The 14,995-nt window shown below is 73.6% G+C and carries 10 protein-coding genes; 6 read left to right on the top strand and 4 right to left on the bottom strand.

Annotated features, from left to right (window positions below):
- The first annotated feature begins 64 nt into the window (after window positions 1-64).
- The 5 genes from ilvC to AC0682_RS04115 all read left to right on the top strand — a co-directional run bounded on the left by ilvC (window position 65) and on the right by AC0682_RS04115 (window position 7,059).
- Entirely contained in the window at window positions 65-1,066 is a 1,002-nt protein-coding gene (gene ilvC, locus AC0682_RS04135; RefSeq protein ID WP_254811622.1) for a ketol-acid reductoisomerase, read from the top strand.
- Window positions 1,067-1,399: 333 nt separating this feature from the next.
- Complete coding sequence (serA, locus tag AC0682_RS04130; RefSeq protein ID WP_478530829.1) at window positions 1,400-2,992, top strand: phosphoglycerate dehydrogenase; 1,593 nt, start codon at window positions 1,400-1,402, stop codon at window positions 2,990-2,992.
- 255 nt (window positions 2,993-3,247) lie between these two features.
- Complete coding sequence (locus AC0682_RS04125; RefSeq protein WP_478530828.1) at window positions 3,248-5,719, top strand: Tox-REase-5 domain-containing protein; 2,472 nt, start codon at window positions 3,248-3,250, stop codon at window positions 5,717-5,719.
- A 55-nt stretch (window positions 5,720-5,774) separates the two neighbouring features.
- Window positions 5,775-6,473 (top strand): hypothetical protein, encoded by a 699-nt coding sequence (locus AC0682_RS04120; RefSeq protein ID WP_478530827.1) that lies wholly within the window; start codon window positions 5,775-5,777, stop codon window positions 6,471-6,473.
- Between the two features lie 82 nt (window positions 6,474-6,555).
- Window positions 6,556-7,059 carry a hypothetical protein gene (locus AC0682_RS04115; protein WP_478530826.1) on the top strand — a complete coding sequence of 168 codons (504 nt, stop codon included), beginning with the start codon at window positions 6,556-6,558 and terminating at the stop codon, window positions 7,057-7,059.
- Between the two features lie 257 nt (window positions 7,060-7,316).
- Here the strand turns inward: AC0682_RS04115 and AC0682_RS04110 are convergent, their stop codons facing one another.
- From AC0682_RS04110 to AC0682_RS04100, 3 genes are all read right to left on the bottom strand, one after another.
- Window positions 7,317-9,116 carry an ATP-binding SpoIIE family protein phosphatase gene (locus tag AC0682_RS04110; protein WP_478530825.1) on the bottom strand — a complete coding sequence of 600 codons (1,800 nt, stop codon included), beginning with the start codon at window positions 9,114-9,116 and terminating at the stop codon, window positions 7,317-7,319.
- Window positions 9,117-9,676: 560 nt separating this feature from the next.
- Entirely contained in the window at window positions 9,677-11,299 is a 1,623-nt protein-coding gene (locus tag AC0682_RS04105) for an amidohydrolase (RefSeq protein ID WP_478530824.1), read from the bottom strand.
- A gap of 135 nt (window positions 11,300-11,434) precedes the next feature.
- Window positions 11,435-12,070: a TetR/AcrR family transcriptional regulator gene (locus tag AC0682_RS04100; RefSeq protein ID WP_478530823.1), complete on the bottom strand. Its 636-nt coding sequence runs from the start codon at window positions 12,068-12,070 to the stop codon at window positions 11,435-11,437.
- Between the two features lie 68 nt (window positions 12,071-12,138).
- Between AC0682_RS04100 and AC0682_RS04095 the strand changes: the two genes are divergently transcribed.
- On the top strand, window positions 12,139-13,644 hold the full coding sequence (locus AC0682_RS04095; protein WP_478530822.1) for a purine-cytosine permease family protein: 1,506 nt from the start codon (window positions 12,139-12,141) through the stop codon (window positions 13,642-13,644).
- Window positions 13,645-13,739: 95 nt separating this feature from the next.
- Here the strand turns inward: AC0682_RS04095 and AC0682_RS04090 are convergent, their stop codons facing one another.
- Entirely contained in the window at window positions 13,740-14,888 is a 1,149-nt protein-coding gene (locus AC0682_RS04090) for a PucR family transcriptional regulator (protein WP_478530821.1), read from the bottom strand.
- Between the last annotated feature and the right edge of the window lie 107 nt (window positions 14,889-14,995).

Raw genomic sequence — 14,995 nt, 5'->3', positions numbered from 1 at the left:
ACACGAACCCGACGCCCCCGCCGTACGGTGGGACGCAACACCTGCACACCAAGGAGAAGACCCAGTGGCCGAGCTGTTCTACGACGACGATGCCGACCTGTCCATCATCCAGGGCCGCAAGGTCGCGGTCCTCGGCTACGGCAGCCAGGGCCACGCCCACGCGCTGTCGCTCCGCGACTCCGGCGTCGACGTCCGCGTCGGTCTGCACGAGGGCTCGAAGTCCAAGGCCAAGGCCGAGGAGCAGGGCCTGCGCGTGGTGACCCCGTCCGAGGCCGCCGCCGAGGCCGACGTCATCATGATCCTCGTCCCGGACCCGATCCAGGCCCAGGTCTACGAGGAGTCCGTCAAGGACAACCTCAAGGCCGGCGACGCGCTGTTCTTCGGCCACGGCCTGAACATCCGCTTCGGCTTCATCAAGCCCCCGGCCGACGTCGACGTCTGCATGGTCGCCCCCAAGGGCCCCGGCCACCTGGTCCGCCGCCAGTACGAGGAGGGCCGCGGCGTCCCCTGCATCGTGGCCGTCGAGCAGGACTCCACGGGCAAGGGCCTGGAGCTGGCGCTGTCGTACGCCAAGGGCATCGGCGGCACCCGCGCCGGCGTCATCAAGACCACCTTCACCGAGGAGACCGAGACCGACCTCTTCGGTGAGCAGGCCGTCCTCTGCGGTGGCACCGCGGCCCTGGTGAAGGCCGGTTTCGAGACGCTGACCGAGGCGGGCTACCAGCCGGAGATCGCCTACTTCGAGTGCCTGCACGAGCTGAAGCTCATCGTCGACCTCATGTACGAGGGCGGCCTGGAGAAGATGCGCTGGTCCATCTCGGAGACCGCCGAGTGGGGCGACTACGTCACCGGCCCGCGGATCATCACCGACGCCACCAAGGCCGAGATGAAGAAGGTCCTCACCGAGATCCAGGACGGCACCTTCGCCAAGAACTGGATGGCCGAGTACCACAACGGTCTGCCCAAGTACAACGAGTACAAGAAGGCCGACAGCGACCACCTGCTGGAGACCACCGGCCGTGAGCTGCGCAAGCTCATGAGCTGGGTGAACGACGAGGAGGCCTAGGCCTCGGGGAGCGGGGCGGGTCCGGCGAGGGCCCGCCCCGCTCCGCAACGTCCGGAAACCGGGGGCCGGAAGCCGGGCGGCCGGAGGCCAGGTCTCCGGGAGCCGGCCGTCCGGAAGTCAGCGGAGGGAGTTCTTCCGTACGGGTGTACACCGCGTCCACCCTCGTGCGGGTGATCCTTCCACGGGGGCGCGGTAGACGGCCTTCCGCATGACTACACTTCTCAACACATACGCGTCAGGGCCCACAGTGTCGTGCGTCTACCACGCGGCTAGCCCCTCCACCGCCTGCGGCCGTCGGGACGGCCGTCCGGCACTGGACTTGTGAGGACTCACGTGAGCTCGAAGCCTGTCGTACTCATCGCTGAAGAGCTGTCGCCCGCCACGGTCGACGCTCTGGGTCCGGATTTCGAGATCCGGCACTGCAACGGCGCGGACCGCGCCGAACTCCTCCCCGCGATCGCCGACGTCGACGCCGTCCTGGTGCGTTCCGCCACGAAGGTCGACGCCGAGGCGATCGCCGCCGCGAAGAAGCTCCGCGTGGTGGCCCGCGCGGGTGTCGGTCTCGACAACGTCGACGTCTCCGCCGCCACCAAGGCCGGCGTGATGGTCGTCAACGCCCCGACCTCCAACATCGTCACCGCCGCCGAGCTGGCCTGCGGTCTGCTGGTCGCCACCGCGCGCAACATCCCGCAGGCCAACACCGCCCTCAAGAACGGCGAGTGGAAGCGCTCCAAGTACACCGGGGTCGAGCTGAGCGAGAAGGTCCTGGGCGTCGTCGGCCTCGGCCGTATCGGGGTCCTGGTCGCCCAGCGCATGTCGGCCTTCGGCATGAAGATCGTCGCCTACGACCCCTACGTCCAGCCCGCCCGCGCCGCGCAGATGGGCGTCAAGCTCCTCAGCCTGGACGAGCTGCTGGAGGTCGCGGACTTCATCACCGTGCACCTGCCCAAGACCCCCGAGACCCTCGGCCTCATCGGGGACGAGGCACTGCACAAGGTGAAGCCCTCGGTCCGCATCGTCAACGCCGCGCGCGGCGGGATCGTCGACGAGGAGGCGCTGCACTCCGCCCTCAAGGAGGGCCGCGTCGCCGGTGCCGGGCTCGACGTGTACGCCAAGGAGCCCTGCACGGACTCCCCGCTCTTCCAGTTCGACCAGGTCGTCTGCACCCCGCACCTGGGCGCCTCCACCGACGAGGCCCAGGAGAAGGCGGGCATCGCCGTCGCCAAGTCCGTCCGCCTCGCCCTCGCCGGTGAGCTGGTCCCGGACGCGGTCAACGTCCAGGGCGGTGTCATCGCGGAGGACGTACGCCCCGGCCTGCCGCTCGCGGAGAAGCTCGGACGGATCTTCACCGCGCTGGCGGGCGAGGTCGCGGCCCGCCTCGACGTCGAGGTGTACGGCGAGATCACCCAGCACGACGTCAAGGTGCTGGAGCTGTCGGCGCTGAAGGGCGTCTTCGAGGACGTCGTCGACGAGACCGTGTCGTACGTCAACGCCCCGCTCTTCGCCCAGGAGCGCGGGGTCGAGGTCCGCCTCACCACCAGCTCCGAGTCGCCCGACCACCGCAACGTGGTCACCGTGCGCGGCACCCTCGGCAGCGGCGAGGAGGTCGCGGTCTCCGGCACGCTGGCGGGCCCGAAGCACCTCCAGAAGATCGTGGCCATCGGTGAGCACGACGTGGACCTGGCCCTCGCGGACCACATGGTCGTCCTGCGCTACCAGGACCGTCCCGGTGTCGTCGGCACCGTCGGCAAGATCCTCGGTGAGGCCGGGCTCAACATCGCGGGCATGCAGGTCTCCCGGGCCGCGGAGGGCGGCGAGGCGCTGGTCGTCCTCACCGTCGACGAGACCGTCCCGCAGGCGGTGCTCTCCGAGATCGCGGACGAGATCGGCGCCTCCTCGGCCCGCTCGGTGAACCTCACCGACTGACGCGCGGCCCTACGACCGGCAGCGGGACGGAACCGGTCGGTCGTCGCAGCGCCGACAGCCGGACGAACCCGGCAGCAGGACGCCCACCGCCAAGGGCGCCCGGCTGCCGGGTTCGCCGTCTCTCCGGAAGGGCCGACGGCCGACGCGCCCTGGTGGGCCCCGGGTTGGGCCCTGGGGCCCACGACGCGTGAGCCGCGCCGACCCTAGGGTGACCCGTTGTCAGGTCACCCATGGGCACCGGGGGTCGGATCACCTATGTCTGCTCTCGGTGGCATACCCGCGGCGGGCGGCCCGGCCCCTGCCGCCGCCCCGCGCCGTGACCTCCCGGGCGCGCTCGTCGTCGTACGGGTGCTGCTCCTCGTCCTCCTCGGCGCGACGGCCCTCGGGGCGATCGGCCTCTCCGGTTCCGCGATCGCCGTCGACGCCATGGGCGCCCAGGTGCTGGGCATCCTGCTGTACGCCTCCGCGCCCGGAGTGCTCTGCGCCCTGCTGGCCTGGCATCTGCAAACCGGCGGCAGGCGTGTGCTGTGGGGGACCGTCGCCGTCCAGCTCTGGCTGATCGCCGGGGCCCTGGGCAACCTGGTGGACGGCTCACCGGACGGGCTCACGCAGCTGGTGCTGCCCGTCCTGATCCTGGTGCTGCTGCGCCGTCCGCAGAGCCGCGCGTGGTTCCTGCGGCCGCCCCGGGAGCGCGGGGAGCCGCCGAGGTTCTCGCTCCCGTACACGATCACCTGGCGCCGGGACCGCGGGCAGTCCGCGCTGGAGTACCTGGGCCTGGTCCTGATCGTCGTGGCGCTGATCGCGGCCCTGACGGTGGGGGGCCTGGGCGGCCGGATCACGGAGGGCCTCCAGTCCGCGATCTGCTCGCTGACCGGCAGCTCGTGCCCGGTTGCGGGCGGCGGCAGCGGCTCGCTGGAGGCGGGGGACACCTCGGGCGGCGGTGCCTCGGAGGAGGGCTCGGCGGTCACCGGCGGTACCGGAGCGTCCGGGGGCGACGCGGCGGGAGGTACGGGTGGGGCCGTCGGCGACACCACGGGCTCCGCCGGAACCTCCGACACCGCCGGAACCTCCGACACCGCCGGAACCTCCGACACCGCCGGAACCTCCGGCTCCACCGGCACCCCAGCAGGCGGCGGCACCGGCGGACCCGACGACGAAGGCCGCCCCGGCACCGGCGAGGACACCTACGCCGAGGACCACGAGGAGCCCGAGGCCGCCTACGACGTACCGGCCTCCGCCGAAGGCGACGGCGGGAACAGCGGCGGCGAGCGAGCGTCCGACCAGGAGGACTGCGGCGGCTGGGGCTTCCTCGGCTGCGCCTGGGACCGTACGACGCAGGTCTTCAAAGGCCTGGTGGTCGACGGCCTCTGGGGCGACATCACCGGCATCGTCGACCTGTTCAAGCCCGAGACGTGGGCCGGTCTGGCGGAGTACGGACGCCGGCTCGGGGACCAGTGGGTCAAGGACTCCCGGGGCGCGGGGGACAAGTGGAGCGACGGCGACTACCTGGGGGCGCTCTGGGACTGGGGCAAGGCGTCCGTCAACACCGGGGTCACGGTCGGGGACGACGTCTTCGTCGGGGACGAGGTCCGCGAGCGCTGGAACAACGGGGAGAAGACCCGGGCCGTCACCGACGTCATCTGGAACATCGGCTCGCTCTTCATCCCCGGCTACAACGTGGCCAAGGTGACCGGCAAGGCCGGGAAGCTCGGCACGGTCGGCAAGGTGGCCTCCGAGGTCGCGGACGCGGCGGGGGACGCGGGCGCGGCGGCCCGGCGGGCCCGGCAGGCGGCGGAGGCGGGCGACCTCGACGGCGTACGGAAGGCGGCGAAGGAGGCGGACGAGGCCGCCGACAGCGCGGAGGACGCGGCGCGGAGGACGGGCTGCGTGATCGCGTCGGGGCCGTCGCCGCTGGTGCGGTACGGAGGCGGGCCCGGCGGCGGGGTTCCCGGATCCGGCACGGGGGTGCTGGCGGGCCGATCACCGGGCGGGGTCGTTCTGGCGAGCGGGGCACGGGGCCGGGTGGTCGTGGCGAACGGCGGCTGCGACGAGGCGGCCAGGCAGGCGGCGGCCGAGGCGCGGGAGGCGGAGCGGGCCGCGCACCTGGAGCAGAAGCGGCTGGAGGAGCCGGAGCGGGCGCGCAGGGCGGCGCTGGAGAAGAAGGAGTACCCGGAGCCGCAGCGCAACGACACCTCCGACCCGCGCAACTACAACCCGCCGTCCTGGGCGGACGATCTGAGGACCCGCACCCCGGGCGACGCCGACGCGGGCGACGGCTTCTGGGCGAGCCGGGACCGCAACCCCGCGCCCAACTGGAAGAACGAGTCCTGGCTCCGCTACCAGGAGCAGATCACCGGCACCAACCGGGGCCAGGAGTACGTCGTACCGCACCCCCGCGAGGGGAGACCCCCCGTGGAGTACGACGGCTGGGACTCCTCCCGGCAGACGTATCTGGAGGCCAAGAACGGCTACGGCAGCTACCTCTCCAGGACCGACCCGGGCACGCTCACCGCCTCCGGCAGGGAGAGGTTCGTGACCGAGGCGCGCGGCCAGGTGGAGGCGGCCGGCGGCAAGCCGGTGGAGTGGCACTTCTCGGACCCGGAGGTGGCGAGGACGGCGCGCAGGGCGTTCCGGGACGAGGGCCTGCCGATCCGGGTGGTGCACACGCCCACGAAACCCGGCGACAGCTCCCGGAAGCCCGGAGCCTTCGACGAGCAGCCGCGTTAGCCTGCACGCGAGGGTGGTTCGGAGCGGTCCGGCGACGCGGAGGAGAGAGATCAGCATGCGACGTGTGGTGCGGGGTTTCTGGGGGCCGAGGCCGGAGCCGGCCGAGGCCCTGGCCGACCGGTGGCAGCGGACCCTGGACGGGCTCGCGGAGCTGGTCCCGCAGGCGGCCGACGCCTGGAGCCAGGTGCACGGGACCGGGCCCGCCACCGCCTTCACCCCCGAGGGGAAGGCCCTGCTCGACGCCCTGCGGGCGGCCCAGAGCGCGGCCGACTGGTCGGATCTCACCGGCACCGGGCTGCGGCTGGTCGGCACGGGCACCCCCGGCTGGGAGGCGGAGGTCAGCGGACTGGCGGGCGGGGCACCGGAGTTCCTGCTCCAGTCCCTGGCGATCGTCCTGCACGCCCCGGACGCCGCCGTGGTCCCCGAGGAGGACGTCCTCGCGCTCCTCGCCCGGGTGTGGGAGCCGGACTTCGGCGACGTGAGCGACGACGACGTGCTGGACGCGCTGGAGGACGAGGCCGGTTACGCGGTGGGCGACCCGGTCGTCGGGCGCACCGGCTACCTCTCCCCGGCCCGCGCCGCCCTGGTCCCCGAGGGCCTGGAGGCGGTCCGCCAGGAACTCCCGGGCGGCGGCGAGCTGTTGAGTATCGCGGCCCCCGGAGACAGCGCGGCGGTGGTGCGTGCGTACGAGCGGCTGCGCGAGGCGGGGGCACTGGCCCCGCTGCCCCGCCCGATGGACCGGCCGGTCCTGTGACGGCGGCCCGCGTCGTGACGGCGGCCCGACCCGGGGCGGCCCGACCCGTGACGGCCTGTCTCGCGATGGCCGGAGGCGGACGGTGACCTCGCGCGCCGGGGAGCCCTTCGAGCTCGGCCGGGCCCTGACCGAGGTCGGGCAACTCCTCACCGTCCCCCTGCCACCCACCGGCCTCACCACCGCGCTGGGCGATCCGGCGACGGGCGAGTGGACCGCCACCCAGGGCCCCGGCTTCCGTATCGTCCCGCTCTGGGAGGGCGACCCGCTGACCGGTGTGTACGCCCCTGAGTGGAACGGTGCCGAGGAGGCGGCGGAGGCCCATCTGGCCTGTCTGGCGGCGGAGTTGGACCGTATCCTGGGCCCGCACACCACCGTTCCCCTGCACGGGCCGCTGCTGAGGTGGCAGGGCGGCTCGGCGGTGGACCCGCTGTACGAGGCCCTGTTCGACGAGGACCTGTACGGCGACCTGGCGGTGTGGGGCCCGGAGGCTCCCGCCGTCCGCCGGCTCGCCGTCACCGTCGGCCACAGCGACGGCGACGCGCCCCTGGTGCTGGCGGCGCTGGTGTGCGACCGGGCGCTGTGGTGAAGACCGTCCCGGGCTCGGGGAGCCCTCGGAGCACGTGAGCGACTCGGAGTCCGTACCTCGAAGACCACGGGAGCACTCATGGACCTCGTCTGGGCGATCGTCGCGGCCATCGCCGTCCTCAACATCGTCGGCTTCCTCGGCGCGCTCGCCTTCGTCAGGCTGAACCGGCGGTTCGGACGGCGGGGCTGACAGCGGACACACCCCGGACAGCGGACACAGGGGGCCGCGCCCGCCTGGTCAGCTCCGCTGTCCACAGGTCACCCGCCGCCTCGGGAACCGCCGCCGGGCAGATCCTGCTCGGCCCAGACGACCTTTCCCTCGGGCGTCCGGCAGGAGCCCCACCGGCGGCAGAGCATGTTGATCAGCTGGAGGCCTCGCCCGCCCTCGGCGCTGAGGGGGGCGTGCTGGATCTGGGGCAGATCCGGCCCGATGTCCGAGACCTCGACGCACAGCCGGTCGTGGCGCAGCAGACGCAGCCCGGTCGCCCCGCCGCCGTAGCGGAGGGCGTTGCCGACGAGTTCGCTCACGACCAGTTCGGTGACGTCCGTCAGTTCGGAGAGCGACCAGCGGTCCAGCTGGGCGCGGACCAGACGGCGTGCCGTTCCGGCGGCGGACCCGTTGGCCGGGAGCGACCAGACCACCACGTCCGCGTCGGGCTGCGGGAGGGCCTCCGCCATGAGCATGACCGCGTCGTCGAAGCGCCCGTCACCGCAGCTGTCGGTCCTGGTCCACGCCGCCTCGCAAGCGTCCGGCAGCGAGACCGGCGGGCCGTCGACCGCCGCAAGCAGGCGTTCCAGCTGGACGCCGACGTCCTCGTGCCGGTTCTTGATCAGTCCGTCGGTGTACATCACGAGGCGGCTGCCTTCCGGTACCTGGGCCGTCACCTGGTCGTAGGGGATCACCCCCGCGCCCAGGGGGGCACCCGGGGGCACGTCCAGGAAGGCGGCACGGCCGGCGGCGTCGATCATCAGGGGTGGCAGGTGACCCGCGCTGGCCAGCCGGTACGTCCGCTCGGCGTGGTCGTAGACGGCGCACAGGCAGGTGGCGACCTGGTCCTCCTCCAGGTCGCGGGCCGCCAGGTCGAGCCGGGCCAGTACGCGTTCCGGTGAGATGTCTAGCCCCAGGAGCGTACGGGCGACGGAGCGCAGCCGTCCCATGGTCGCCGCGGCCGCCAGCCCATGGCCCATCACGTCTCCCACCACCAGGGCGCTGCGTCCGCTCGGCAGCGCCACCACGTCGAACCAGTCGCCGCCGACACCGCCGGGGTCGACGGCGGGCCGGTAGCCCGACCTGACCTGGAGGCCCGGTGTGGAGGGGGCGGCCCGGGGGAGCAGGGCGCGTTGCAGCGTGACGACGGCCGCGCGCTCACGCCCGTACAGGCGGGCGTTGTCCACGAAGACCGCGGCCTTCGCCGCCAGCTCGCACGCCAGGGCCACATCGGCGTGCGAGAACGGCGGCCGGTCTCCGGACCGGAGGAAATCGACGAGTCCCAGGAGGACACCCCGTGAGACGAGGGGCAGCGCCAGATAGCTGTGCACTCCCGCGCGGCGCAGGACGAGGGCGGCGTGTGAGGTGGGGGCGATGTACTCGTACTGGTCCGGCGCGATGCGTCTCACCAGTGCCGGTCGGCGTGTGATCAGGCATTGATGGGCCACTTTGGAGGGGTGGGCGGTGGTCAGCTCCCCCACCGGGTCCGGTTCGAGGTGCTGGAGCCGGTCGATGTGCGCCACGGCCATGGCCCGGGTCAGGGGCGCCTCGGCCGATCCTGACCGTTCCCCCTCTCCTCCGCGCAGCAGGGATTCCAGCAGGTCGACCGCGGCGGCGTCGGCCAGTGCCGGTACGGCGTAGTCCGCCAGTTCCTGGGCGGTCCGGTCCAGGTCGAGCGTGGTGCCGATGTGGTCGCCCGCCGCGCCGAGCCATTCCAGGCGGCGGGCGCCGCTCATCGCCGTGGCCGCGTCCACGGCGCGCCGGAGGATCCGGGGGACAGGCAGCCGGGCGAGTGCGGCGCCGAGGGGGGCGCCCGGCCGACCCGGATGGTGGTCCACGTGGTACCCCATTTCCCGCAGGGGGCGTTCGGAGAGCACTTCGATTGTGCCCGGACCGGGCTGGTCCGGCCTCCGGAAGCCTCGGTCCCGGACGACTCGACGCCACTGTCCGGAGCCCGTCGGAGCAGGAGCACGGCAGAGTGCGGGCCTGGCCGTACTCGATGGTGACCGCGCCTTTGCGCCCACGTCACCGCCGTGTGCGGCAGGCGCGCGGTCCTCCCCGGCGTTCAGGTCGAGGCCGCTGACCGGGCGGTACGGGCCGGCCGGCGGGCGACCGAACGAACCGGGACCCCGCGCGCCGCCGCGGCCTCGCGCCAGGAGACCGGCAGTGCGTCCGGGCCCCGGCGCGGTGCCGCGATTCCTCCTGTGGCCCCCGGGAACGGCGCTGGGCCCGCAGGCCGGGTACCCGGGTGTCCGGGAGGGTCACCGGGCGGGCGGTGCCGAGCTGACCACGTTCCTTGGGTGGTGCACGGCGGCCGGGATCGAGCACGTGATCCGCTTCACGCTCTCCGACGACCACCTGGGCCGCCCCGCCGGGGAGCGCCTGCCGCTCCCCGGCGCGCGAGGAGTGCTCAGAGCGACGCGTCGCGGTGGGTGGGGCGGCCGTCGACGACCGTCAGCAGCACCGGCAGGTCCGGCAGCTCGACGTCCGGCGTGGTCAGCGGGCTGTCCGCGAAGACCGTGAAGTCGGCGCGGCAGCCCACGGCGAGCCGTCCGGCCTCGTGTTCATCGCCCGCCGCCCAGGCGGCGTCGACCGTCATGCCCTGGAGCGCTTCGAGGGCGGTGAGCGCCTGGCCGGGGCCGTGCGGCGGCTGGGTGAGGTCGCGGCCGGGGCGGCGGTGGCGGGCCCCCGCCATGACGCCCAGCGGCGGGAAGGGGGCGATCGGCCAGTCGGAGCCGAGGACCACCCGCGCGCCCGCGTCCCAGAGGTCGCGGCAGCGCCAGGCCCGGGAGGCGCGCTCTTCCCCGAGCCGCCGCGACCAGTTGTCCGTGTGGTCGGCCCGGGTGAAGTCGCAGCAGTGCGTGGGCTGCATGGAGGCCACCACGCCCAGCTCCGCGAACCGGGCCACGGTGTCGTCGGGCACCGTCTCGATGTGCTCGATCCGGTGGCGTACGGCTGGGCCTCCGGTGGTCCGGGCCGTCGCCACGGAGTCCAGGGCGTGGCGTACGGCGGCGTCCCCGATCGCATGGGTGGCGGTGGGCACCCCGGCGCGGTGCAGCTGCCCGATGACCCGGGTGTAGACCTCGGGGTCGGGCCAGAAGGCGTGCGTCGACTCGCCGTGGCAGTCCGGGCGCTCCAGCCAGGCGGTGCCGTTGTCGATCGTGCCGTCCATGAACAGTTTGACGCCCGCCGTCCGCCACAGGGTCCCGCCCGTCCCCTGCTGCCCGATCAGCTCCCGTACCGCGTCCGCGTCCGCACCGGGCTGGCACCAGGGCGCGACCCGCAGTCGCAGCGGCAGTTCGCCCGCCGCGTCCAGCTCGGTGTAGAGGGCGAGGCTGTCCCCGTTCGCGTCCATGGCGTGTCCGCCGGTGAGGCCCGCGGCGGCCATCGAGCGCAGGGCGGCGGCCAGCCGGTCGCGGCTCTCCTCACGGGTGGGCCGGGGCGCGGCCCGCTCGACGAGTTCGCAGGCGGCGTCCTCCAGCAGCAGCCCGGTCGGCCGCCCCGCCGCGTCGCAGACCACCTCGGCGGCCTGGTCGAACGTCCGGGGGCCGTCCACCCCCGCCAGTTCCAGTGCGCGCGGGCTGGCCAGCATCGAGTGGGCGTCGAAGAGCTGGATCAGGGCCGGTACGCCGTCGAGCACGGGGGAGAGGGCGGCGGACTCCACCGGCGCGTCGCCGAAGACGTTCGGGTCCAGGCCCCAGGCGTGCAGCCACGCGCCCGGGGCCAGCCGCCGTACCTCGCCCGCGAGCGCTCCGAGCACCCCCGCCAGGTCCGTACAGCCGGACAGGTCGAGCCCGTGCGTCAGTTCGGCCCCCGAGACCGGGTGGAGGTGTCCGTCGACCAGGCCCGGGGTGACCACCGCGCCCTTGAGGTCGATCACCGCGGTCGAGGCACCGGCCAGCGCCCGGATCTCCCGGTCGCCGCCCAGCGCGGATGTCCGCCCGCCGGACACGGCCAGCGCGGTCTCCGGCAGGAGGCGGCCCGTGACGGGGTCGAGCAGTCGGGCGGAGAGGAGGACGAGAGAGGTACGCACGGTGGCTCCAGGGCGTTCGGGCGGCAGGCGGCAGGCGGCAGGCGGCAGGCGGCAGGCGGCAGGCGGCAGGTCGGTTGGTCGGCGGAACGGCGGTCGGCGGAAGGCGGTCGGACGCGGGCGGCCAGGTGCCGGTGCTCAGCTCCCGGAGGTGCTCAAGGCGCCTGCCGCCAGGCCCAGTTCGCGTTCCGCGGTGGTGTGTGCCATCCGGGCCACCGCGGCGGGCCGCCCGCTCGTGTCGGTGTTGGCGTGGGCGCCGAGCCCGTCCAGCACGACCAGGATCTGGACGGTCGTCACCGACGGGTCGGGGGTGCGGAACTCGCCGCGCTCCACGCCTTCCCGAATCAGGCCCTCCAGGCGTCCGCGCCAGGCGGCCTCCTGCTCCGCCACCCGGTCCCGGAGTGCGGGCCGGTAGCGGCTGAGGTGGCGGGCGTTGATCCAGAGCCGGCTGATCGCGTCGTACTCCTCGCCCGTGGTGCGGCCGAGGAAGCCCGCCAGCCGCCGCACCGGGGAGATGTCCGGTGGGCCCTCGGGCAGCAGTGCGTCCAGCTCGCCGCTCGCCGCGCTGCCGAAGGCCTCGGCCACCAGCTCCTCGGCGGACGGGAAGTAGTGGCTGATCAGCCCCGGCCGGACGCCGAGGTCGTCGCCGATCCGGCGCAGAGTGATGCACTCCAGCCCCTCGGCGAGGGCGACGGCGGCGGCCGCGTCGACGATCTCCGCACGCCGGGCGGCAGGGCTTTTCCGAACACGGGGGCGCTGAACGCTTGACGACATGCCGTGAACGTTATTGAGTGTGCGACCAATAAGCAAGCAGGCGGGCACGACCAGCACTCGGAGGGCCCATGGCGTCCACGATTCCCGACCCGGTACCGGGTCGTCACGACACCGTGTACGGCCCGGAGGAAGCCGCACTACCGGCTAAAACCCCGCACTTCGTGGCGGTCCCTCTCGCATCGGAGCGCACGGCGCCGCGCATCGAGGCCCACGGCATCGACCACATTCCCGACGCCGACCGGCGAGGGCGGCCGCGTGAACTGTTCGCCGTCTGGGCGGCCGCCAACGTCAACTACCTGAGCCTGCTGGCCGGCGGGGTGCTCGTCCTGATCGGTCTGACCCTGGCGCAGGCGCTCGCGGTGATCGTGGTCGGCAATCTGTTCTGGCTGCTCACGGGCGTGCTCGCGATCTCCGGGCCGGCCTCGGGCACCCCGAGCGAAGTGATCACACGGGCGGTCTACGGCGTGCGCGGCAACCGGGTCAACAACGCGGTCGTCGGCTGGGCGATCTCCGTCTGCTACTTCGCCCTCAACCTCGCCGCGGCGGCGAGCGCCGCCACCGCGCTCGTCGAGCGCGCGGGCATCGCCCCGGGTGACGGGGTCACGGCGGCCGTCGTGGTCGTGATCGCCGCGCTCACGCTGGTCATCAGCGTCTGGGGGCACGCCGCGATCATGAAGCTCTACCTGCCGATCACGCTCGTGCTGGCCCTCGCCTTCACGATCGTCGCCCTCAGCGTGTCCGGCCACGCCGATCTCTCCTACCGGCCGGCCGAACCGCTGGGCGGGACGGCCCTGTGGGCCACGCTCGCCGCCGGTCTCGCGCTCATCGCCTCGGGTCCGCTGTCCTACACCACCAGCGCCGACTTCTCCCGCTATCTTCCCCGTACGACATCGAAGCGGGCGGTCGTCGGCTGGACCGCGCTCGGCGGCTTCGTGCCCAGTGTCGCCGTGTGCTCGCTCGGCGCGCTGGCGGCCACGGCGGTGGACATGAGCGACCCGCAGTCCGGGCTCGAATCGATCCTGCCCGGCTGGTTCGCCTCCGCCTTCCTGCTGGCCCTGGTCCTCGGCACCATCGCCATCAACGCCCTGACCGCCTACAGCGCGGGCCTCGCCCTCCAGGCCGTGGGTCTGCGGATCAGGCGCTCGTACAGCGTGCTCGTGGACGGGGCCGCGGCGGTCTCCCTGACCCTGTACGCCCTGCTGGTCTCCGACCTGCTCGACACCATGAGCGACGTCCTCCAGCTCACGGTCGTCCTGCTCGGCCCCAGCACCGCCCTCTACGTCACCGACATCCTGCTGCGCCGCAACCGCTACGACGGCCCCGAGCTGACGGACGAGAGCCACGGCAGCCGGTTCTGGTACACGGGCGGGGTCCACATCCCCGGTGCCCTTGCCCTCACGGCGGGCGTCGCCGCCGCGGCCCTGTGCGTGGACACCGTCTACACCGGACCCGTCGCGGCGGCGCTGGGCGGCGTCGACCTGTCCCTTCCGGTGGGCATGCTCGTCGCGTCCGGGTGCTACGCGCTCCTGATGCGCCCGGGGCGGGTCCGGGGCGTGTCCGTCCGGGCGGCCTAAGGGCTCGCAGAAGAATAAGTTGCGTGTTGTCTGTCTTGACATCGCAGCTCAGGCCGGGTGCTCGACAGCATGTTGATTCTCTGCGAGCCCTTAGCCTAGAGCCGGGCCCGCTTCACCGCCATGTGCAGCAGCAGCCGGTCCTCGCCGTCGTTCAGATCCAGGCCGGTGATCTGCTGGACCCGGGAGAGCCGGTAGTACAGCGTCTGGCGGTGGATACCCAGGGCGGCGGCCGTCCGGCTCGCCTGGCCCGCGCAGTCCAGGAAGACCTCCGCCGTGTGCGCCAGCTCCCGGTGCAAGGGGGTCAGCAGCGAGGCGACGGCCGGGTCCCCGGGGTCCGTGCCGGTGCCCGGGAGCGCGGTCAGCAGGCGGTACGGGCCGATCGCCGACCAGCGGGCGACCGGACCGAGACGGGGTTCGGCACGGGCCGCGCGGGCCGCCGCCGTGGCCTCGCGCCAGGAGGCCGGCAGCGTGTCCAGACCCCGGCGCGGCGTCGCGATCCCCCCGGTGGCGGCCGGGTCCGCGCCGGTGCGCAACCGGTCCGCGGCGCTCAGGGCCGGGTCCAGGCGGTCCGGCGAGCGCAGTCGGATGAGCGCGGCCAGCGACAGGGACCCCGCGGCCCCCGGCGCGGGGACCGTCGCCAGCGCGGCGGCCGACGCCACGCCCCGTACCGACGGCGTGTCGTCGGCCCACGGCGTCACGCACACCACCGTGTGCAGCCCCTCCGCGTCCCGGCCCAGGGCCTCGCCCAGCGCGGCGACGGCGGTGTCGTGCTGCCGGCCGGGGCCCGCTGTGAGCACCGCGCCGAACTCCCGCGAGAGGTCCGCGCCCGCCCGCGCCTCGTCGAAGAGCAGCGCCCCGATCCGGGCGGCCACCTCCATCGCGGCGGCGAGCTGCTCCTCGGTCGGGCCCGGGTCCGCGTCGAGCAGCCAGACGTAACCGAGGACGACACCCCGATGGCGTACCGGAAGACAGATCCGGTCCCGGAACACCCCGGCCTCGGGCGCGGCGGGGATCCGGACGGGCCCGGTGGCCCGGGTGATGCCGAACCCCTCGAACCAGGAGCGGACGGCGGGCGTGGAGCGTCGGGTCAGGATCGAGCGGGTGCGGACCGGGTCCGTCGCACTGTCGTCGTCGCTGTCGTGGGCTCCGAAGGCGACCAGGCCGAAGTCGCGGTTCTCCAGGGTGGCCGGGGCGTCGAGGAGCGCGGAGATCTCGTCGACCAGTTCCTGGTAGTCGCCTGTCACTCCGCCATTCTGCACCTCCGCGCGGCTTTCCTCATACAGATGTCTGAGACGGCGGCCACGGATGCGTGACAGGTGTCGATGGCACAGGGTCGGAGCGGTGCCTAGAT

It is taken from the genome of Streptomyces sp. NPDC043746, from assembly GCF_056436485.1.
The sequence above is the reverse complement of the archived record's forward strand: the minus strand, read 5'-3'. Positions and strand labels throughout refer to the sequence as shown.

What these genes read in the sequence shown, in the direction of transcription:
- AC0682_RS04125 (WP_478530828.1), top strand. Translation starts at nt 3,248, where the DNA reads ATGTCTGCTCTCGGTGGCATACCCGCGGCGGGCGGCCCGGCCCCTGCC.
- AC0682_RS04120 (WP_478530827.1), top strand. Translation starts at nt 5,775, where the DNA reads ATGCGACGTGTGGTGCGGGGTTTCTGGGGGCCGAGGCCGGAGCCGGCC.
- AC0682_RS04110 (WP_478530825.1), bottom strand. Translation starts at nt 9,116, where the DNA reads ATGGGGTACCACGTGGACCACCATCCGGGTCGGCCGGGCGCCCCCCTC.
- AC0682_RS04100 (WP_478530823.1), bottom strand. Translation starts at nt 12,070, where the DNA reads ATGTCGTCAAGCGTTCAGCGCCCCCGTGTTCGGAAAAGCCCTGCCGCC.
- AC0682_RS04095 (WP_478530822.1), top strand. Translation starts at nt 12,139, where the DNA reads ATGGCGTCCACGATTCCCGACCCGGTACCGGGTCGTCACGACACCGTG.